The sequence below is a fragment of the Streptomyces sp. NPDC001513 genome, from assembly GCF_042894695.1.
Lineage (GTDB): Bacteria > Actinomycetota > Actinomycetes > Streptomycetales > Streptomycetaceae > Streptomyces.
In genome coordinates, this window is the sequence record NZ_JBIAVU010000012.1 from 282,992 (window position 1) to 302,141 (window position 19,150).

At 71.5% G+C, this 19,150-nt stretch carries 17 protein-coding genes; 8 read left to right on the forward strand and 9 right to left on the reverse strand.

Annotated elements, in window-relative coordinates:
• Nucleotides 1-36 precede the first annotated feature (36 nt).
• Nucleotides 37-942 carry a LysR family transcriptional regulator gene (locus ACFYZ4_RS27015; RefSeq protein WP_351304728.1) on the reverse strand — a complete coding sequence of 302 codons (906 nt, stop codon included), beginning with the start codon at nt 940-942 and terminating at the stop codon, nt 37-39.
• Nucleotides 943-1,236: 294 nt separating this feature from the next.
• Here ACFYZ4_RS27015 and ACFYZ4_RS27020 point away from each other — a divergent pair, with 294 nt between their 5' ends.
• A complete protein-coding gene (locus tag ACFYZ4_RS27020) occupies nt 1,237-2,307 on the forward strand; it encodes an alpha/beta fold hydrolase (RefSeq protein WP_390785045.1) in 1,071 nt (356 codons plus the stop codon).
• Nucleotides 2,308-2,409: 102 nt separating this feature from the next.
• Here the strand turns inward: ACFYZ4_RS27020 and ACFYZ4_RS27025 are convergent, their stop codons facing one another.
• A complete protein-coding gene (locus ACFYZ4_RS27025; protein WP_351304725.1) occupies nt 2,410-2,862 on the reverse strand; it encodes a DUF732 domain-containing protein in 453 nt (150 codons plus the stop codon).
• A gap of 253 nt (nt 2,863-3,115) precedes the next feature.
• On the opposite strand from ACFYZ4_RS27025, the gene ACFYZ4_RS27030 reads away from it, so the two are divergent.
• Both ACFYZ4_RS27030 and ACFYZ4_RS27035 read left to right on the forward strand, forming a co-directional pair.
• Nucleotides 3,116-3,478, forward strand: coding sequence for a hypothetical protein (locus tag ACFYZ4_RS27030; RefSeq protein ID WP_351304723.1), 363 nt, complete (start codon nt 3,116-3,118; stop codon nt 3,476-3,478).
• A 34-nt stretch (nt 3,479-3,512) separates the two neighbouring features.
• Complete coding sequence (locus ACFYZ4_RS27035; protein ID WP_390785046.1) at nt 3,513-5,006, forward strand: PE-PGRS family protein; 1,494 nt, start codon at nt 3,513-3,515, stop codon at nt 5,004-5,006.
• A gap of 13 nt (nt 5,007-5,019) precedes the next feature.
• Here the strand turns inward: ACFYZ4_RS27035 and ACFYZ4_RS27040 are convergent, their stop codons facing one another.
• A complete protein-coding gene (locus tag ACFYZ4_RS27040) occupies nt 5,020-5,421 on the reverse strand; it encodes a VOC family protein (protein ID WP_351299833.1) in 402 nt (133 codons plus the stop codon).
• A gap of 143 nt (nt 5,422-5,564) precedes the next feature.
• The gene (locus ACFYZ4_RS27045) at nt 5,565-7,193 is read right to left on the reverse strand and encodes a N,N-dimethylformamidase beta subunit family domain-containing protein (protein WP_351299830.1); all 1,629 of its coding nucleotides are present in this window, start codon (nt 7,191-7,193) and stop codon (nt 5,565-5,567) included.
• A gap of 115 nt (nt 7,194-7,308) precedes the next feature.
• Here ACFYZ4_RS27045 and ACFYZ4_RS27050 point away from each other — a divergent pair, with 115 nt between their 5' ends.
• Nucleotides 7,309-8,202, forward strand: a complete 894-nt coding sequence (locus ACFYZ4_RS27050) for a hypothetical protein (RefSeq protein ID WP_390785047.1) — start codon at nt 7,309-7,311, stop codon at nt 8,200-8,202.
• A gap of 10 nt (nt 8,203-8,212) precedes the next feature.
• Here the strand turns inward: ACFYZ4_RS27050 and ACFYZ4_RS27055 are convergent, their stop codons facing one another.
• From ACFYZ4_RS27055 to ACFYZ4_RS27065, 3 genes are read right to left on the reverse strand one after another with little or no spacing between them, the layout of a single operon-like run.
• On the reverse strand, nt 8,213-9,046 hold the full coding sequence (locus tag ACFYZ4_RS27055) for a sugar phosphate isomerase/epimerase family protein (protein ID WP_390785048.1): 834 nt from the start codon (nt 9,044-9,046) through the stop codon (nt 8,213-8,215).
• Nucleotides 9,043-10,200, reverse strand: coding sequence for a dihydrodipicolinate synthase family protein (locus ACFYZ4_RS27060; RefSeq protein ID WP_390785049.1), 1,158 nt, complete (start codon nt 10,198-10,200; stop codon nt 9,043-9,045). The genes ACFYZ4_RS27055 and ACFYZ4_RS27060 overlap by 4 nt, the downstream gene beginning before the upstream one ends.
• Nucleotides 10,197-11,348 carry a Gfo/Idh/MocA family protein gene (locus ACFYZ4_RS27065; RefSeq protein ID WP_390785050.1) on the reverse strand — a complete coding sequence of 384 codons (1,152 nt, stop codon included), beginning with the start codon at nt 11,346-11,348 and terminating at the stop codon, nt 10,197-10,199. The genes ACFYZ4_RS27060 and ACFYZ4_RS27065 overlap by 4 nt, the downstream gene beginning before the upstream one ends.
• A 168-nt stretch (nt 11,349-11,516) precedes the next feature.
• On the opposite strand from ACFYZ4_RS27065, the gene ACFYZ4_RS27070 reads away from it, so the two are divergent.
• From ACFYZ4_RS27070 to ACFYZ4_RS27080, 3 genes are all read left to right on the forward strand, one after another.
• Nucleotides 11,517-12,593, forward strand: a complete 1,077-nt coding sequence (locus ACFYZ4_RS27070) for a LacI family DNA-binding transcriptional regulator (RefSeq protein ID WP_390785051.1) — start codon at nt 11,517-11,519, stop codon at nt 12,591-12,593.
• Nucleotides 12,590-13,426 (forward strand): sugar phosphate isomerase/epimerase family protein, encoded by an 837-nt coding sequence (locus ACFYZ4_RS27075; RefSeq protein ID WP_390785052.1) that lies wholly within the window; start codon nt 12,590-12,592, stop codon nt 13,424-13,426. The genes ACFYZ4_RS27070 and ACFYZ4_RS27075 overlap by 4 nt, the downstream gene beginning before the upstream one ends.
• Before the next feature lie 260 nt (nt 13,427-13,686).
• Complete coding sequence (locus ACFYZ4_RS27080) at nt 13,687-13,920, forward strand: hypothetical protein (protein WP_390785053.1); 234 nt, start codon at nt 13,687-13,689, stop codon at nt 13,918-13,920.
• Nucleotides 13,921-13,989: 69 nt separating this feature from the next.
• On the opposite strand, the gene ACFYZ4_RS27085 is transcribed toward ACFYZ4_RS27080, so the two are convergent.
• Entirely contained in the window at nt 13,990-14,457 is a 468-nt protein-coding gene (locus ACFYZ4_RS27085) for an RICIN domain-containing protein (protein WP_351299808.1), read from the reverse strand.
• Nucleotides 14,458-14,625: 168 nt separating this feature from the next.
• Between ACFYZ4_RS27085 and ACFYZ4_RS27090 the strand changes: the two genes are divergently transcribed.
• Complete coding sequence (locus ACFYZ4_RS27090) at nt 14,626-18,420, forward strand: hypothetical protein (protein WP_390785054.1); 3,795 nt, start codon at nt 14,626-14,628, stop codon at nt 18,418-18,420.
• A 32-nt stretch (nt 18,421-18,452) separates the two neighbouring features.
• Here ACFYZ4_RS27090 and ACFYZ4_RS27095 read toward each other — a convergent pair whose 3' ends face one another.
• On the reverse strand, nt 18,453-19,124 hold the full coding sequence (locus ACFYZ4_RS27095) for a hypothetical protein (RefSeq protein WP_390785055.1): 672 nt from the start codon (nt 19,122-19,124) through the stop codon (nt 18,453-18,455).
• Between the last annotated feature and the right edge of the window lie 26 nt (nt 19,125-19,150).

Sequence of the window (19,150 nt, forward strand, 5' to 3'; positions counted from 1 at the left end):
GCTTCGGATCACGCGGCCCGAGGCTGGAGAACGTGCTCAGGAGGCACTTTCCCCGATGGCACGGGTCCCTTGGTCGCGCGCGCTGTTCACGAAGGCCCTAAGTCGCGGGGTTTCGGCTGCGGATGGCCAGACCAGCGCCCACTGGGTGAGCGGGGCGTCGTCGATCGGCACGAAGGTGATGCCGGGTGGCGTGTAGTAGTGCTGGACATGGGAGTTGAGGGGACTGACGATCTGCCCGTCGGCGATGAGGGCCAGTATCTCGTGGAAGGTCCGGGCGGCCGGACCGCGCGGTATCCGGCGCCCGGCAGGTGTGTGCTTGGGAATCATGGCCTCCCCCCAGTAGTCGGGTACCTTCCGACCGGGGTCGAGGACGGTCCGGCCACCGAGATCCTCCATCGACACCCACGGTTGCTGGGCCAGTATCGAGCCGGACGCGACTGCGAGGACGCGTCCCTCGGTCAGAATGGTCGGGCCGACGCTGAGGTCGGGTTCATGCACCGGCAGCCACATCAACTGCAGGTCGCAATCGCCGGTGCGGAGCAGGTCGAAGGGGCCGCTGAAGTGGTACTCCACGATGTCCACGTCACAGCGAGGGTGGACGGCTCGGAAGGCGTCGATGACGGGGCGCATTTCGTGGCCCAGGGCCCCCATGACTCCCAGGCGGAGGTTCCCGCTCAGGCCGGTTGCGGCTTCGCCGGCCCGGGCCAGTCCGCCGTGGATCAGGTCGTACGCCTGTTGCAGTTCGCCGCGAAGGGTGTGTCCGACTGGGGTGAGTGACACGGTGCGGCTGGTGCGCTCGAAGAGGTCGGCTCCGATACGCCGTTCCTGTTTCTTGATCACCTGGCTGACCCGGGCCTGCGAGATCCGCAACCGCTCGGCGGTCCGGCCGAAATGCAGTTCCTGGGCCAGGGTCAGGAATATCTCGATGTCCCGCAGTTCCACGTCCGCCCCCGGTGATAACCCCACGCTAATCGATCGGCGCGCGAAGTCTACGTTGATCATTAGGATGTATCAGGAGAGGGTGGAGTCATCGAGGAGCGGCGCCGGGCAGGGTTGTTGCGGCTCCGCCGGTCTCCCGGGCAGGGGCAGGCTGTCGGCTTCGATCCCGTCGTGTCCCGGTCGGCATTCGCTCCCGCTTTTCAGCCGTCCGCCTGCTGGAGGGGCGGAATCCATTGGCGTGCGTGGGAACACCGCGATGCCAGAACCATGTCTGGAGAAACAGGAATGATGGGTGCCGTGCTCGCCGCAGGGCTGGCCACGATCGCCACACCAGTTGTGGGACTCTTCGCTCATCGCGCGGTGCGGCGCTCGGCGAACGCCCGCTCGATGCGGATCGACTCGCCGGCCGGTATCGACGAGCAGGGCATCGTGAGCATCGGCGGGATCGGTCAGTGGATCGCGGTCCGGGGCGAAGATCGAGGCAACCCCGTGGTTCTCGAGATTCATGGTGGACCGGGCGCCGCCCACTCCCCTTACGGGCCTCGTACCCGCGGCTGGGAAGAACACTTCACCCTTGTGCGCTGGGACATGCGCGGCGCGGGCCTGACCTTCGCCCATGGGGGCGCGCAAGGGCAGGGCGCACTGGACTTCGACCGGCTGTACGAGGACGCCCTGGAGGTCACGGAACACATCCGGCGCCGGCTGGCCGTGGACAAGGTCGTACTGCTCGCGAGCTCCTTCGGCACGACCCTTGGACTCAGGCTGGCCCGCAGTCGTCCCGAGCTCTTCTCGGTGTACGTGGGTACGGACCAGAACATCCAGGAGGCGGGCCGGGACACCTCTGCCTACCGGGGCACGCTCGAGCGGTTGCGGGCTGCGGGAAAAGCCAAGGACGTGGCGAAGGTGGAGGCCATGGGCTCCGACCCGGGGCGCTGGAGCTCGGCTCAGCGTTCCACGTACGACAAGCTGTGCGCCGGTAGCGACCCGCTGACCCTGGACACCGTGAAGAAGGTGATCATCGGTTCGCTGTGGCTGTCCCCGCTGTACTCGCTCGGCCGCATCAAGGCCTACTTCCAGGGCCAAGCCTTCTCCGCCCCCGTCACCGAGGGGACGGGGGCATTCGACGACTGGGCCGACGGCACCCGCTTCGAGCTGCCGTTCTTCGTTTTCCAGGGCGCCCGTGACGTCATCACCCCCGCGGTGCGCGCCCAAGCGTACTTCAACGCTGTCGAAGCCCCCGTCAAAGCGTTCGCGCTGATCGAAGACGCCAGCCACTTCGCGGCGCTCCGGCACCCCGAACGGTTCCTGGAACTGCTCCTCACCCACGTCCGCCCCCACGTCGCGAGTGACAGCAAAGCGGCACTGTGAAGCGTATGGGCGGCCGCACTCTGTGCGTGTCGCCGCCGCCCGGGGCCCCGCCCCGGGCGGCTGTCTCCACGTCCACCCGCACCGAGGCGGTCGGTGGCCTCGTCAGTACGTGGGGCAGAGATTGGTCTGTACGGCGGCGAGGATGAAGGCGGCCTTGGTGGGACCGAAGCCGTCTGGGTGGTTGGGGCCGATGAAACGCCTGTTCGTGGACTCGACGCGTTTGGTCGGGTCCTTCTCGTCCTTCATGGACTGGCACTGACTCAGGCCCCGAGCAATGGCTTTGTCGTCATTGCCGTTGACGATCTCGGGGTCGATCTTGTTGAGCGCCGCGAGGTAGATGGTGCGCTGCGCGGGGGCGGGGCTGGGCGGGATGCCGGCGGCGGAAGCTGGGGAGCCGGGAGACTCAGGAACCGTGCTCTGCTGGGGAGCGGGTGACGAGGCGGCCGGCTTGCCCTCGTCGCTCATGCCTGCGTGGTCCGCGTCCGCGTCCGAGCAGCCGGTCAGCGCGAGGCATGCAGCGGCGGCGAGGAGGGTGACGGCGTGGTGTGTGCGCATCGCGCCACTCTGCCGGGGTGCCGGCTGCCATGGAGTGGCCGTGACAGGTCTGTGACGCGCGAGGGCCCCGCACGGCCCTGCTGTTACGCCTCTGGCTCATGCTGCTCGGAACGACACGTCACGCACATAAGTTCGACCCCCTCTCCGGAGGGCGACCGCGCTCGGCGTGCCGGACTCCCCGCGGTCGCGCAGGCTGGATGCATGGCCGAGCAGACGAAGGTCACCGGACCGATGGTGCGGGGAGGCGAGCCGGATGTCGGAGCGTTGGCAGCGTGAGGAAGGGCGGCACTGGCGGGTGCCGCCGCAACCGCCGGAGTACCTGCTGCCGCCCGGGGACGGTCGCCCCGTCGACGCGGCTCGGCGGACGGCGATCCTCGACTGGACCGTGAGCGAGTACGTCGCGACCGGCTGGCGGGTGGAGTCCCGCTCCCCGACGCAGGCGGTCCTCGTGCGCGGGCAGCCGGTGAACCATGTGCTCCACGCCATCCTGACCGTGTTCACCTGCCTGCTCTGGGGCATCGTGTGGATCGCGCTGGTGGTCGGCAACCGGGTCGAACGGGTGGCGCTCACCGTGGACGGCGATGGGCAGGTGCAGGCCGTGCAAGGGCCCGGGTGATCCGGGGCCCGGATCACCGATTACCTTCTCCCGGATGGGGAGCACGCGGGGAGCCGGGGACGAATGGGCCGGGCTGGAGTACGGGACGGCCGTCGCGGGGCGGGTCCGTGAGGCCCTGGCGTGGAACCGTGCCGTGCCCGACCGGATCCTGGTGCGGCTGCTGGACACCACCCGGGGCCACCTGCTCTGGCGCCGTGACCTGCCCGAATCGGTGCTGGACGCGGCCGTGGACCACCCCGAGTGGACGGTGCGCGCCCGGCTCGCGGAGACCCGGGTCCAGCGGGGGATGTCGGCCGAGCGCTGGTCCCGGCTGCTGCTGGGAGAAGAGGCCGGACGGCGGCGATACGCCCTCCTCACGGTCGCGGCCGCGGCAGCCGCCCGGCTCACGGACGAGGCGTACGCGGTGCTCGCCGAGGACCCGTCCGGCGCGGTCCGGGAAGCCCTCCTCGAACTGCCCGCCGTACCCTCCGCCCTGGCGGTGGCCCTGACCGCCGACCCGGTCCCCGCCGTCCGATCGGCGGCCTGCCACGCGGCCTGGCCACACCTCGGTCCCGAGGCCCGGGCCAGGCTGAGCGCGGACCCGGTCGAGCGGGTGCGGCTGGCCGCCGTGGTGGCCCGGCACGAGGCGGAGCCGATCACCGAGGCGGACTACGAGGCCGTGAACGCCGCCCATGACATCGCCGGGCTCCGGCTGGACCGGGACCTCGCCGCACGCCTCTGCGCCGGCGCGGCCCCGAAGCCGCGCAGGCGCCTCGCCGAAAACCGCTACCTGGACCCCGACCTGGTCGAGCTCCTCGCCGCCGACCCGGAGGACGACGTACGCCTCGCGGTGTCCCTGCGACCCGAGCTGACGGAGGAGCAGCGGGCCGCCGTGGACGTGGACGTCGACCCGCGGCGGATGCGGCACGCCATCCCCTGGGTGGTCGCGCTGCACGACGACGAGGAGGCCATGCGCCGCCTCGCGGCCTCCGGCCACGTGCTGCTGCGCAGCAGCGTCGCGATGGCCCGACGGCTCCCGCCGGACGTGGTGGAACGGCTGGCCCGGGACGAGGACCGGGTCGTACGCCTCTTCCTCGCCGAGCGGTGTGACGACGCGCCGGCCGACATGCTGCTGAAGGTGTGGCAGTGGTGGAACGGCAGCCTCTCCACCCCCGACCGGCCGTACGGGCACCCGAACTTCCCGCGGCGCGACCTGCTCCGCTACGCCGAGGACCCGCATCCGCGGCTGCGGCAACTGGCCCTCGACGACCCGGACTCGACGGCCGAGCTGGTGGAACGGTTCAGCCGGGACGAGGACGCCGAGGTCCGCGTGCGCGCAGCGGCCGACCCCCGGCTGTCGGCGGACTCCGCGGTACGGATGCTCGACGACCCGGACGATGACGTACGGGCGACGGCCGCCCGCCATCCCCGGCTGCCCGTGCCGGTCCTGATCGGGCTGCTCGGCGACGAGGAGACGGCGGAGGCGGCGGCGCTGAACCGGGCCCTGCCGGTGGCGGTCATGGACCGCATGACCGCCACCGGTTCATGAGGGGGATCGGGGCTCAGCCGTCGGTGCCCGGCTCCTGGAAGCCGTACGGGCGCGTGATGATCTCCATCCCGTGCCCCGCGGGATCCGTGAAGTAGACGCCGCGGCCCCCGTCGTGGTGGTTGATCTCGCCGGGGTGCTTGCCGTGCGGATCCGCGAAGTACGGGACGCCCGCGGCCCGGATCTTCTCGAACGCCACGTCGAACTCCTCCTCGGAGAGGAGGAACGCGTAGTGCTGCGGGGTGATGGACTCGGCCGGGATGGTCGCGAAGTCCAGGGTGACGCCGTTGGCGGTTTCGACGGGGATGAAGGGTCCCCACTCCTCCCCGACCTGGAGGCCGAGGACGTCCGCCAGGAATGTGGCGGACTCCCGGTTGTCACGGGAGTGGATGATCGTGTGGTTCAGGTGCACAGACATGAGTGAATGCCTCCGAAAGGCACATCACGGGCGCCTCCATGCCTCACCCAGCCGGTGACCGACACGCGATGCCGTGATCACGATCCTAGGCATCCCGTCCGCGCGAAGTCCACCCCACGCCGCCGTCCCGGACGCCACCGGTGTCAGGAACCCCCGTACACCGCCTTGACGTTGTCCTGCGCCGGGTGCGACCGTCCCGCCGGACCCGCCGCGAACACCCGCAGCAGGTTCTCCGTCACCCGGGTGGTCAGCGCCCCGGACCGCGCGTCCAGCCCGTGGTTCCGTCCGCTGCGGCCGTCGCCCGTCGCGTCCAGGGCCTCCACCCACCGCATCGTGCCGGTCGCGAACACCCCCGCTCCGCTCGCCACCGTGTAGTACGCCGTGTCCTGGTGGCTGGGTCGGCCCTCGCACACCACGGGTGAGTGGGCCAGTATCTCGATCGGCCTGGGAGTCGGGAAACCGGTGTTGACCTTGTCGTACTCCACCCCGACCAGGTGCTCGAAGCGGTCGCCGGCCCGCGCGCCGGTGCCCTCGAACAGCCAATGGCCCGGGTTGGTCACCACGTACGGGGCGTCCACCGGATAGCCGTCGTAGATCACGCCGAGCAACGAGCTCTCCGGGTCCGCGCCGGGCGCCGAGCGAAAGTCCACCGTCGCCGGATGGCCCCGCTTGAACCCGGGGTCCTGGTCGTAGGAGGACTTGTAGCAGACTAGCGTCCGGTCCGGTCCCAGGTCGGAGGCCTCCAGCCGGACCCGGCGGAAGCAGCAGTTCGCGCCCAGGATCGCGATGTTGGTGCCGGCGTCGCGGGCGGCCGTGAAGTGGGCCCGCTGCTCCGGGGACCAGTACTCGTCGTGCCCGAGCGAGAGCACTGCTGCCGCACCCTCCAGCAGCCGCTTCTCCCGTGCCACGTCGGTCGTGGTCGCGTACGCCAGGGGTATGCCGAGCCGCTCGGCCAGCGCGATCAGCGGGGCCTCGTACACCAGGAAGAGGCCCGCGCCGTCGTCGTACTCGTACGGCCGGTCGAAGGTCACGGCGAGCGAGCGCGAGGCGTAGCCGCCGGTGGGGCCGTCGTAGCTGCCGTAGCCGCCCCACCGGTTGTACGCCTGCCAGGTGGCTACGGCGTTGACCACGACCGTACGCCCGGCCGTCGCCGCGGACCGGACGGTCACCGGCACGAAGCGCTGCCCCTCGCCGCCCTGCGCGTCGAGCCGCAGCAGGTAGCAGCCCTCCGGCCAGTCCTTCGTCTCGACCGTGGTGGTACGGGCCCAGCGCGTGCGCACCATCCGCGTTCCAGCGTCCACCGTGTGCTCCGGCTGCCGTACCCCCGGGAGGGCCTCGGAGCGCCACACCAGCCGGGCCCGGGCCCCGCCGTACCAGCCCATCCGGTAGGCGGAGACGGTGAACCGCGGCGCGGTGGTCGACACGTGCAGACCGAAGGACTCGCCGGGCAGGACGCTGACCTTGTCCGCGAAGCCCTCGATCGCCCGCGCCGGCCCCGCCTTGGTGACCGGCCAGTCGGCGTGCCCCTGCTTCGCGTTCTCGGCCTTGACGTCGAAGCCGTGCGCGCTCGCCGCCGACGGCTTCCCGCCCGGCTCCGTGGACCCGCCGGTCCGGTCTCCGCCCTGCCCGTCGGCGCCGCCGTCCCCGCCCCCGCAGCCCGCCACGGCGCCGAGCCCGGCAGCCGTGGCCGCGCCCGTCGCGATCGCAAGGAACCGCCGCCTACCTGCGCCTTCGCCGTCACCGGCCGGTCCGGCTATGTGCTCCTGATCCATGGTGGGCACGCTATGTCACCCTTGAGACCACCCCCTCACCACCCCCTCAGACCCCTCCTGACCTACGCTGACCCCCGGCTGTCGAGGGCACCAACCGACCCTGGGGGAAAGCGATATGACATACGCCGACGCACACGGACCGGGTACGGTCCGCCAGCTGTGGCAGCTGCTCGAACCCGTGCACGCCATCGTCTATTTCGCACCCGAGGCCTACGAGGAGGCCGGCGCGCTCGGCTACGCCACCGACGACCGGTGGCCGATGTACTTCGCCTTCCGGGCGGCCCCGCTCGGCCCGGCCGAACCGGAACTCGTGAACGCCCTCTTCTTCAGCTTCAGCCCGCGGATGGTGGAGCGGTACGTCGCGCAGTCCTGGCACACCGCCCCGCCGGCCGGGGTGCTCACGGCCCGCGCCGTCGCCGCGGACCGCTCCCTTCGGGTCCTCCTCGGCGAGCGGATCGCCTCCCCGGACCTGGCCGAGGCGGCGCGGCTCGCCCGGCGCGCCGCCGAGGCCGCCACCACGGCCGGCCGGCCGTTGGGCGCCGCCAACGCCGCCCTGCCCTGGCCCGACGCTCCGCACGCCGTGCTCTGGCACGCGGCGACGATCCTGCGAGAGCACCGCGGGGACGGCCACCTCGCCGCCCTCCAGGCCCACCACCTCGACCCGGTCGAGTCGCTGGTCCTGCACTCCGGTGCCGGAGCCGCCCCGGCCGAGTCGTTCGAGAGCCGCCAGTGGTCCGCCGACGAGTGGAACGCCGCCCGCGACCGGCTAGCCGCCCGGAACCTGCTGGCCGAGGACGGCACGGCCACCGCAGCCGGACTGGCTCTGCGCACCGCCGTCGAGAAGCTCACCGACGAACTCGCCTCGGCCCCCTGGTCGGCGCTGACCCCGCAGGAAGCGGCCCGGCTCGCTGAACTCCTCCTCCCGCCGGTCCTCGACATCGTCGGCGCCGGAATCCTCCCGACCCAGAGCACCCTGGGCATCGGCATGAAGTACGACTACGAGGGCTGACCCCGCCCGCTCACTCCACGTGCTCGCGGTAGCGCTCGATCACCTCCCGCAGCACCTCGGTACCGTCCCGGGCCCACAGCCCTGGGCTGAAGATCTCCACCTCCACCGGGCCCCGGTAGCCGGCCGCGTCGGCCAGCTGCCGGAAGCCCCGCAGGTCTATGGACCCGTCACCGAGCTGCCCCCGCCCCAGCAGCACGTCCTCCGGCAGCGGGGTCACCCAGTCGGCCACCTGGACGGACACGATGCGCTCGCCCCCGCCGGCCCGGAGCAGGTCGGCCGGCAGCCGCTCGTCCCACCACAGGTGGTAGGAGTCGGCCACCACCCCCACCTGCTCCGCCGGGAACTGCTCGGCGATGTCCAGGGCCTGGCCGAGAGTCGAGACCACACAGCGGTCCGAGGCGAACATCGGATGCAACGCCTCGATCCCCAGCCGTACCCCGTGCTGCGCGGCCCAGGGCGCCAACTCGCCCAGGATCTGCACTATTCGCCCGCGCGCCCCGACCAGGTCCCGGTCGCCCGCGGGCAGCCCGCCCGACACCAGGACCAGTGTGTCGGCGCCCAGCTCGGCGGCCTCCTCCACCGCCCTGCGGTTGTCCTCCAGCGCGGCTGCCCGGCCGGCCGGATCGGCCGCGGTGAAGAACCCGCCGCGGCAGAGCGAACTCACACGCAGCCCGGCCCCGGCGACCAGCTTCGCCGTCTCCCGCACCCCGAAGCCCCGCACGGGTCCGCGCCAGAGCCCGACGGCGCCCACTCCGGCCGCCACGCACCCGGCGACCAGCTCGGGCACGGACCACTGGCGGACCGTCTCCTGATTGAGGCTGAACCGCGCCGGCGCCGCGTTCATGACGACACCCCGTACACGGTGAGCAGCCGGCGCATCCGGTCTTCCGCGAGCTCGGGATCGGGGAACAGTCCCAGGCCGTCGGCCAGTTCGTACGCCGTCGCCAGATGGGGGAGGGAACGGGCCGACTGCAGCCCGCCCACCATCGTGAAGTGCTGCTGGTACCCGGCCAGCCAGGCCAGCAGGACCACCCCGGTCTTGTAGAAACGGGTCGGCGGGGCGAAGAGATGTCTCGACAGGGGGACCGTCGGGTCCAGCAACTCCCGGAAGCCGTCGGTGTCACCCCGGTCGAGCGCGAGCGCGGCCCGGGCGGCGATCGGGGCTATCGGGTCGAAGGTCCCCAGCAGTGCGTCGCTGGCCAGCTTCCCGTCCCCGGCGATCAGCTCGGGGTAGTGGTGGTCATCGCCGGTGTAGCAGCGCACGCCTGCCGGCAGGCGGCGCCGGATGTCCACCTCCCGCTCCGCGTCCAGCAGCGAGACCTTGATCCCCTCCACCTTCTCCGGACAATCGGCGATGATCTTCAGAAAGACGCCCGTGGCCGCGTCGAGATCCGCATGGCCCCAATAGCCGGCCAGCGCCGGATCGAACATGGGCCCCAGCCAGTGCAGCACCACCGGCCGCCCGCTCTGCCGGAGCAGGCCGCCGTACACCTCCAGATAGTCCTCGGGGCCACGCGCCGCCTCGGCCAGGGCCCGCGAGGCCATCAGAACGGCCCCCGCCCCGCACGCCTCGGTGTGCGCGAGCTGCTCCTCGTACGCTGCGGTGATCTCGGCGAGCGAGTGCGTACGGCCGGCCGCGAGCTGGTCCGTGCTCGCGCCGCAGACGATCCGGCCGCCCACCGCCCGGGCCTCGGCCGCCGAGAGGCGGATCAGCTCCGCCGCCGTCGGCCAGTCCAGGCCCATGCCGCGCTGTGCGGTGTCCATGGCCTCGGCCACCCCGAGCCCCTGTGCCCACAGCCGGCGCCGGAAGGCCAGCGTGGCCTCCCAGTCGACCACCGGCCCGGCTTCGGCCGACGCGGCGAGCGGATCGGCGACCACGTGCGCGGCCGAGTAGAAGGCACGGCTGCGGGCCGGGCCGCAGGTGAGCGGGGGATACGGATCGGTGTTCGGTCGGTGCAGGCGGAACCCGCCGTCGGCCGAGGGGAGACGGATGCTCACAGCGCCACCTCCGGCACCGGCAGCCGCCGGCCCTCGGCCGAGGAGCGCAGGCCCAGTTCGGCGAGCTGCACTCCGCGCGCACCGGCCAGCAGGTCCCACCACCAGGTCTCGTCGAGGACGACATGCCGCAGGAAGAGCTCCCACTGGGTCTTGAAGCCGTTGTCGGCGGGACTGTTGTCCGGTACCTCCTGCCACTGGGAGCGGAAGGCCTCGGTCTGCGGCAGATCGGGATTCCACACGGGCTTCGGCGTCGCCCCGCGGTGCTGGATCCGGCAGCCGCGCAGCCCGGCGACGGCCGATCCGTGTGTTCCGTCCACCTGGAATTCCACCAGTTCGTCACGGTGGACCCGGACCGCCCAGGAGGAATTGATCTGCGCGACCGCGCCGCCCTCCAGTTCGAAGATCCCGTACGCGGCGTCTTCGGCCGTGGCCTCGTACGGCTTGCCCGCCTCGTCCCAGCGGCGGCCGATGTGCGTGCGGGTGAGGGCCTGCACCGTGCGCACCCGGCCGAAGAGCTCGTGGAGCAGGTACTCCCAGTGCGGGAACATGTCGGCGACGATGCCTCCGCCGTCCTGTGCGCGGTAGTTCCATGACGGCCGCTGCGCGGCCTGCCAGTCGCCCTCGAAGACCCAGTACCCGAATTCTCCGCGCACGGACAGGACCTCGCCGAAGAAGCCGCCCTCGATCAGTCGCCTCAGCTTGAGCAGCCCCGGCAGGAACAGCTTGTCCTGGACCACGCCGTGCTTGATACCGGCGGCCCCGGCCAGCCGGGCCAGCTCCAGCGAGGCTTCGAAGGTCAGGGCCGTCGGCTTCTCGCAGTAGACGTGTTTTCCTGCCGCTATGGCCTGGCGGACCGCCGCCTCGCGGGCACTGGTGACCTGCGCGTCGAAGTAGATCTCGACCTCCGGATCGGCCAGCACGGCCGCGAGGTCCGTGCTGACGTGCTCCAGCCCGTGCCGCTCGGCGATGGCCCGCAGGGCCGGCTCCCGGCGCCCCACGAGTACCGGCTCCGGCCAGAGCGCCGTTCCGTCACCGAGATCGAGGCCGCCCTGCTCGCGCAGGGCGAGCAGGGAGCGGACCAGATGCTGCCGGTACCCCATGCGCCCGGTGACTCCGTTCATCGCGATCTTGATCGTCCTGCGCTCCATGGTTCCTCCTCCATCGATAGAAAGCGCTTTCTCTCCTATCAGGCTAGGATGGCGGACGCTGGCGGCGCAACCCTCGTTCGGGTGATGGAAAGCGCTTTCTGAATCGGGGAGTATGGAGATCCAGACACCGGATGAGACGATGACCCGGTCCTGAAGGAGGGGTGCAGCATGGCGGTGACTCTGGCCGAGGTCGCGGCGCAGGCGGGCGTATCGCCCGCGACGGTCTCGCGCGTACTGAACGGCGGATACCCGGTGGCCGGCTCCACCCGGACCAGGGTCGAGCGCGCCGTCGAGGAGCTCGGCTACATCGCCAACGGCCCGGCCCGCGCGCTCGCGGCCGCCACCTCCGACCTCGTCGGCGTCCTCGTCCACGACGTCGCCGACAGCTTTTTCGGGATCCTCGCCGGCTCCCTGCAGGGAGCCCTGGCGCCCACCGGCCACACCGGAAGCCGCCGGCTCGCCGTCGTCTGCAACACCGAAGGCGCCCCCGCCGCCGAACTGGCCTACCTCACCCTGCTGGAAGGGCAGCGGGCGGGCGGGATCGTCCTCACCGGCGGCGCCGTCGAGGACCCCGAACACACCGATGCCCTCGCCACCCGCATCACGCGGATGGCTGCAGGCGGCGTTCCCGTCGTCCTGTGCGGGCGGCCTCCACTGCCTGTGCCCGCCGGACTGCCCGTCACCACCGTGATGTTCGACGACCACGGCGGTGCCTTCCGCCTCGCCGAGCACCTGCTGACACTCGGGCACCGGCGCATCGCCTACGTTGCCGGCCCCCAGGGGCTCAGCGCCACCCGCGAGCGGCTCGCCGGACACCGTGCCGCCTTGCTGCGGCACGACCCCGACCTCCCCGAGGCCTGCGCCGCCCTCACCGTGCACGCCGCCTTCGAGCGCTCCGCCGGCTACGACGCCACCCGGGAACTGCTCCGCCGCGGGGCACCCTTCACGGCCGTCGCGGCCGCCAACGACACCATTGCCATGGGGGTCGCCGCCGCCCTGCGCGAGGAAGGGATACGGATCCCCGAGGACATGTCCGTCGCAGGCTTCGACGACCTGCCCTTCTGCGTGGACACCGCCCCCGCGCTCACCACCGTCCGGGTGCCCCTGCGCGAGGCGGGCGTGCTCGCCGCCCAGCTGGTCACCGGCCGGCGGCCGCAGCCACCGGGCGGGATCACCACGCTGCCCACCGAGCTGATGGTGCGCGCCTCCACCGCGCCGCCGCCGACCGCGGGGAGCCGCCCGTGAAGTACGCCTTCTCCACGCTCGGCCTGCCCGGCGCGCCCCTCGACCGCAGCGCGGCCCTCGCGGCCACCCACGGGTACGACGGCCTCGAACTGCGCGCCCACCCCGAGGAACCCCTCCACCCCGACAGCCCGGCCGCCGAGCGCGCCGCCGGACTGCGGACCCTCACCGCCGCGGGCGTCACCGTCCTCGCGGTCGCGGGCTACCCCAGGGTCGCCGCCCCCGGCGCGGACGAGCCGGTCCTCGCCGAACTGCGCGCCCTGATCCGCCTCGCATCCGATCTGGAGGCCCCGTACGTCCGCGTCTTCCCAGGGGGCATCGACCTGCCCGAGGAGGCCGCCGACGCCCACGCTGTGCGCCGCCTGCTCGCCGCGGCGCCGTTCGCCGAGCGCCACGGCGTACGGATCCTTCTGGAGGCCCACGACTCCCATCGCACCGCGGCCGCGGCCGCCCGGGTGCTCGGCCGCGTCGCGCACCCGGGCGTCGGCGCCGTCTGGGACGTCCTGCACACCTGGCTCGCCGGCGAACCCCCGACCCGGTCCGGGCGGACCCTGGCCGCGCACCTGGGCTACGTACAGGTGAAGGACGTACGGTCAGCACAGGACCTGACCCCGACGGGCCTGGGCACCGGAGTGCTGCCCCTCCCCGAAGTGGTGGCCGCCGCACCGGAGGACGGCTGGCTCTGCTGGGAGTACGAAAAACGCTGGTACCCGGACGCCGCCGACCTGCCCGGCCAGCTCACGCAAGGCCGGGAGTACCTCCAGAGCCTGGTGGCGGGACAGCCGCCGGCAGACAGTCGGACGGCTGGTTCAGACGGCCTGCAGACCCGAGTCTGAACGGGTCAGCCCTCCAGCCCCACGTCGGCCCGTCCCGGACGCTCGGACCGACGCCGACATGCCCGGCCAAGCCCGAGGCCGCATCCCTTCTCGTCGACGAACACGCAGGGCCCCTCGGCCTGCATGTCGGCGGTACACAGCGGCCCACCCCCGCCGCCGTGCTCCGCCGCTCGCACTGCGCAAAAATGGTGCACAGTTGCACGTCTTTGATGCAAGCATGGTGCACATCATTCCCCAGGGCTCCAAGGAAGGACGTCACCATGGATCAGCAGCAGCTTCCCGCGCACCCCGACAGCGAGCGGTACTCCGTGACCCTGTGCCCACCGGCGGTCACCATCGTCTCCGAGCTGACCGCCGCGAGCGGCGTCAGCAAGTCCGACGTGATCAATCGGGCGGTCCTTCTGCTCGGCTTCATCGAGAAGGAGCGGGCCAAGGGCAACGACCTGATGATCCGTGACGCCGCCGGTGCCTTGGAGCGCATCCACATCATCTGAAGCGCGGCCGAAGAGACTCCGCCCTGCCCTGCCCGGCCCGGCACGGGGTGTGCCGGGCCGGGCAGGTGTTCAGAAGTCCCAGCTCTGGCTCCGCGCGCCGTTGCAGCTCCAGCTCACCAGGAGCTGGCCGATGTCCGGCCGCCCGGCCAGGATGTCGAGGCACTTTCCGTTCACCCGGTTACGGATCTCGCTCCCGTTCCGGTACCACTTCTGGTGGAGACCGCCGTTGCAGTCCCACATGCTCACCGAGCCCTGGTCACCCAGATGGGGCCCGTAGATCTCCAGGCACTTGCCGTTCATGTTGGAACGGATCTGCTCACCGTCCCAGTACCACTGCTGGTTGGTGCCGCCGTGGCAGTCCCACGTCACGGTGGAGGCGCCGTTCTCCTGGTGGAACATGAAGATGTCGGCACACCTTCCGTTCAGGTTGGACTTGAGCAGCGGTGCCGCCGCATACGCGGGCGAGCCCGTCAAGACAGGGCCGGCCAGCAGTCCGGTGACCGCCGCCAGCAGCATCAGTCGTCGTACGGACCTCATGATTTCCCCTTCCCATCGCTGTTGCGCGGTTGCGCTGGCCCCTGTCTAGCCGCCGGTTGATGTCCGGCGCCGGAACGAGGATTCCGGACATCAAAAGCTGGACAAACACCACCCATCACCGCTGCGGAAAGCCGTGGAAGTGCGCGGAAATCCGCGGAAAGGATGGCAATGCCACGTCCCGAACGCCCGCTCGACCTGGACTCCGGTCCGCTGACACGGTTCGCGGCCGCCCTTCGGAAGCTGCGCGAGGCGGCGGGACGGCCGCCCTATCGGTCACTGGCGCAGAGGGCGCACTATTCGTCCACGACACTGTCGGATGCCGCGGGCGGGCACACCTTTCCGAGCCTTGCCGTCACGCTCGCCTATGTCGAGGCGTGCCAGGGCGACCGCCGCGCATGGGAAGTCCGATGGCATGCGGTCGCCGCCGAGATCGCCGCGAGCGCACATCGCGACGAGCCGGCGGAAACCAGCCGGCAGAGCGCGCCGTACGCGGGGCTGTCGGCATTCCAGCCGGAGGACGCCGACCGTTTCTTCGGACGCGAGCGGCTGACCGACGAGCTGGTCGCCAAGGTGCGCGACCGCCGCTTCCTGGCAGTCTTCGGGCCCTCCGGATCGGGTAAATCCTCGTTGCTGCGGGCGGGACTCGTCGCCCGCGCACGGGCATCGGGGTGGCCCGTGATGCTGTTCACGCCGGGCCCGCATCCCGTGGAGGAGTGCGCGATCCAACTCGCCGCGGCGACGGGGGAGGCCCCCGGCGCGCTGGTGACCGAACTGTCGGACGATCCTTCGGCGCTACACCTGCGCATCCGGCAGAACGTGATCGACCGCGCACCGGACATCGACACGCTGATCGTGGTCGACCAGTTCGAAGAGGTCTTCACCCTCTGCGGGGACCGGGTCGAACGAGACGCGTTCATCTCCATGTTGATCGCGGCCGCCACGGCGGCGACCAGCCGGACCCGGGTGGTACTCGGTGTGCGCGCCGATTTCTACGGCCACTGCGTCCAGGACCCCCGGCTGGTCGACGCGATCCGCGACGCGCAGATCGCGGTCGGTCCGATGAGCAGCCAGGAGCTGCGCGAGGCCATCACCCGGCCGGCCGTGCTCGCCGACTGCACGGTCACCGGCCCGCTGCTGGCGGCCGTGGTCGCGGACGCGACAGGTCAGCCAGGTGCGTTGCCCCTGGTCTCGCACGCGATGGTCGAGACCTGGCGCCGGCGCAGCGGCAGCCGCCTGACCCTGGAGGGGTACCAGGCGGCCGGCGGAATCCAGCACGCGCTCGCACACACCGCGGAAGCCGCCTACGGCGCTCTGTCGCCGGCACAGCAAGACCTCGCCCGGTCCCTGTTCCTCCGGCTGACCGCTCTGGGCGACGGTACCGAGGACACCAGGCGCCGGATCACCAGGGACGAGCTGGACCCGAGCCCCGACACCGACCACGTGCTCGAATCCCTCGCCCGGCAACGGCTCGTGACGCTGGACGAGGAATCCGTCGAGATCACCCACGAGGCGATCATCCGGTGCTGGCCGAGGCTGCGCGGCTGGCTGACCGAAGACCGGGAGCGGCTGCTCCTGCACCGCCGGCTCACCGACGCGACCGCCGACTGGGAAGCGCAGGACCGCGACCCGCACGCCCTGTACCGGGGTGCCCCGCTGGCTGCGGCGCTGGACCTGGCCGCTGCGGACGGCAGCCGGCTCACCTCAAGGGAACAGCACTTCCTTGACGCGAGCCGGGAAGCACAAGCCGGCGAGATGGCCGCGGTCCGACGACGGACGGTCCGCCTGCGGCAACTCGTCACGCTGCTCACCGTGCTGATGGTCATCGCGGCGACCGCGGGTGGGCTGGCCGTCGACTCACGCGACTCCGCCATCCATCAGCGCAACGTCGCCATCGCGCGGAAGGCCGCCGCCGACGCGGCCGAGGTGCGGCAGCACAACCCCTCGCTCGCCGCACAGCTGAACCTGGCCGCCTACCGGCTGGCAGCCACCGGCGACGTGCGCGACCAGCTCATGAGCACGTTCGCGACGCCGTACACGAGTCGGCTCACCGGCCACACCTCCGACGTGGTCTCGATCTCCTTCGCTCCGAAGAGCACCGTCCTGGCCACCGCGAGCTGGGACCGTACGGTCCGACTGTGGGACATCGGGGACGCCCACCACCCCGTACAGCTGGCCGTCGTGCACCAGCCGGAGCGCCTGATGTCGGTGTCCTTCGACGAGGGCGGCCGTGTCCTGGCCACGGCGAGCGAACGCTCGGTGCGGCTCTGGGACGTGACGGACCGTCGAGCACCCGCCGAGCTGAGCACCCTGCCGGACCAGCAGTCCGCGCCGACGTGGGTGGCGTACCGCCCAAGCGGCGGCCTCATCGCCACCGGCCACGCCGACGGCGCGGCGCGACTGTGGAACGTGAACGATCCCCGCCACCCGCGGCTGCTGGCCACCTTGCCCGGTCACTCGGGCAAGGTCGCCTCGGTGACGTTCAGCCCGGACAGCCGCACGGCGGCGACCACCGGCGACACCACCACCCGACTGTGGGATGTCGACCACCCCGCGCATCCGCTCCTCCTCGACGTCCTGCGCGGACACACCGACACCGTGACCTCGGCCGCTTTCAGCCCTGACGGCCGGACCGTGGCGACCGGGAGCTGGGATCGCACCGCACGGCTCTGGGACATCGCCGGCACCAGCAGCGGCAGCAGCCGGCAAGCGCAGCCACTGGCCGTCCTGCGCGGCCATCCCGCGATCGTCTGGTCGGTGGCGTTCAGCCCGGACGGCAGCACGCTCGTCACGGTAGGCGGGTCCACCCTGTTCTGGGATCTCGCCGCCCCGGCGGACCCGAAGCGGACCAGTACGGTTCAGGGCGGTTTCTACCAAGCCTCGTTCGGCCCGGACGGCCGCGTGCTCGCCAACTCCGACAGGCTCCTTGACCTGCGGGACTTGTCGCTCGCGACCCACGACGACGTGGTGACGTCCCTGGCGTTCGGCCCCGGCGGCCACCTGCTCGCCAGTGCCAGCTGGGACGGCACCGCTCGGCTGTGGCAGGTCACCGGGGGTCGGGCCCTGTGGCCGCTCTCCGTCCTGCACGGGCACACCAAGTTCGTCCGGTGTGTGGCGTTCAGCCCGGACGGGCGCACCCTCGTCACCGCCAGTGAGGACGGCACCGTACGCGTGTGGGATGTGACCGATCCACGGAAACCGCGGCTGACATCGGTCCTCGCCCCCGGCGGTGGCGAAGTCGCCGGCGCCGGCTTCGGCCCGGACGGCCACCTGCTGGCTGTCTGGGCAGAGGATACGGCCGGACTGTGGGACCTGACCGATCGCGACAACCCCCGGCCACTGAGCCGGATCGCCGAGGACGGGCCGCACGTCACGATGGCTTCGTTCCGGCCGGACGGCCGCACGCTGGTGACGAGCACCGGCGAGTCCGGTTCGCTGAGGTTCTGGGACATCGGCGAACCGCGCAAGCCGCGGGAACGGCCGTCTCCGTTCCGGTCCGACCCGCTGACCGGCGGCGTATTCAGCCCCGACAACCGGACACTGGCCGCATTCCACCGTACGGACAAGACGGTCTGGCTGATTGACGTCAGCGACATCAGCCGCCCGGCGAAGGTGAGGCAGCTACCGGCGTCCGGCTCCTGGCTCTACACGGTGATCTTTGACGCGGACGGCCGCAAACTGGCGGCCGGCGCCGCGGACAGCAAGGCCCTCCTATGGGACGTGAGCGGTGCGGCCGCTCCCGCCGTCCTCGCCGGCCACTCGAACCAGGTACCGGCCGTGGCATTCAGCCCGGACGGCACCACCCTGGCCACCGGCGGCAACGACTTCACGATCCGGCTGCGGGACACCGGCCTGGACAGGGTCGCCACCCGCATCTGCGACAGCGCGTACCCACGGATCACCAGAGCCCAATGGGCCCAGTACTTCACGGCGGTCGACTTCAACCCACCCTGCCCCGCCACATGACAGACGTCAGGCGCGCCCCAGCGCGCCCGCGTTCACTGAGGCGGCTCGCACCGCTCGGGAAGCGTCACGGTCCCGGGCTTGTGCTCGAAGGTGTCCATGACCAGCCACTCGTCCAGCTCGGGGTCGTAGAGGTTCTGGATACCGAACTGGAGAACCTGCCAGAAGGTGCCCCGGTTGCCCTCGTCGACGTAGATGTCGCCCAGCGCGAGCGGCAGCCGGGGGTAGTTCCCGGGAGGCAGCTGCGGGAGGACCACGCCCACCCTCCAGTGGTTCACATGCCGCTGCGGGGTGCGCCGCAGGGTCTCCCGGCCGACGAACCGGGCGTTCTCGAACCCCTCGTTCAGGTCCTCCAGGCTGAAGCCCGGGATGCGTGAGCAGGGATGCTCGTTCAGACCGGGCCACTTGTACGTCAGCGTGTAGAGCGTGTCGTGGTAGATCAGGTTGGTGAACCAGATCGGGTACTGCGGACCCCCTGCGGTCATCTGGCTGTCGCCGTCCCTCCCCTCCCAGGTGAACGGCACCGTGATGTCCAGGTCGCGGACGATCCACTTGCCCTTGCCGCGGAAGTCGCGGGGGAGGCGGGGCGGAGGCGGCGTCTGGGAGGCGTCCCCGAACGACCGCGCGGTCCCGGCCCGGGGCTCGGCGCCGACCGAAGGCGGAGCCGCCAGGAGGAGGGCGACGGCTCCGACAAGAGCGGCGGGCATGGCCGCCCGACGTCTGCCCTTCCAAC

Bases quoted from the DNA above. Each gene is read 5' to 3' on its own strand.
- ACFYZ4_RS27025 (WP_351304725.1), bottom strand. From the start codon at position 2,862: ATGCGCACACACCACGCCGTCACCCTCCTCGCCGCCGCTGCATGCCTC.
- ACFYZ4_RS27030 (WP_351304723.1), top strand. From the start codon at position 3,116: ATGTCGGAGCGTTGGCAGCGTGAGGAAGGGCGGCACTGGCGGGTGCCG.
- ACFYZ4_RS27035 (WP_390785046.1), top strand. From the start codon at position 3,513: ATGGGGAGCACGCGGGGAGCCGGGGACGAATGGGCCGGGCTGGAGTAC.
- ACFYZ4_RS27040 (WP_351299833.1), bottom strand. From the start codon at position 5,421: ATGTCTGTGCACCTGAACCACACGATCATCCACTCCCGTGACAACCGG.
- ACFYZ4_RS27045 (WP_351299830.1), bottom strand. From the start codon at position 7,193: ATGGATCAGGAGCACATAGCCGGACCGGCCGGTGACGGCGAAGGCGCA.
- ACFYZ4_RS27050 (WP_390785047.1), top strand. From the start codon at position 7,309: ATGACATACGCCGACGCACACGGACCGGGTACGGTCCGCCAGCTGTGG.
- ACFYZ4_RS27055 (WP_390785048.1), bottom strand. From the start codon at position 9,046: ATGAACGCGGCGCCGGCGCGGTTCAGCCTCAATCAGGAGACGGTCCGC.
- ACFYZ4_RS27065 (WP_390785050.1), bottom strand. From the start codon at position 11,348: ATGGAGCGCAGGACGATCAAGATCGCGATGAACGGAGTCACCGGGCGC.
- ACFYZ4_RS27070 (WP_390785051.1), top strand. From the start codon at position 11,517: ATGGCGGTGACTCTGGCCGAGGTCGCGGCGCAGGCGGGCGTATCGCCC.
- ACFYZ4_RS27080 (WP_390785053.1), top strand. From the start codon at position 13,687: ATGGATCAGCAGCAGCTTCCCGCGCACCCCGACAGCGAGCGGTACTCC.
- ACFYZ4_RS27085 (WP_351299808.1), bottom strand. From the start codon at position 14,457: ATGAGGTCCGTACGACGACTGATGCTGCTGGCGGCGGTCACCGGACTG.
- ACFYZ4_RS27090 (WP_390785054.1), top strand. From the start codon at position 14,626: ATGCCACGTCCCGAACGCCCGCTCGACCTGGACTCCGGTCCGCTGACA.
- ACFYZ4_RS27095 (WP_390785055.1), bottom strand. From the start codon at position 19,124: ATGCCCGCCGCTCTTGTCGGAGCCGTCGCCCTCCTCCTGGCGGCTCCG.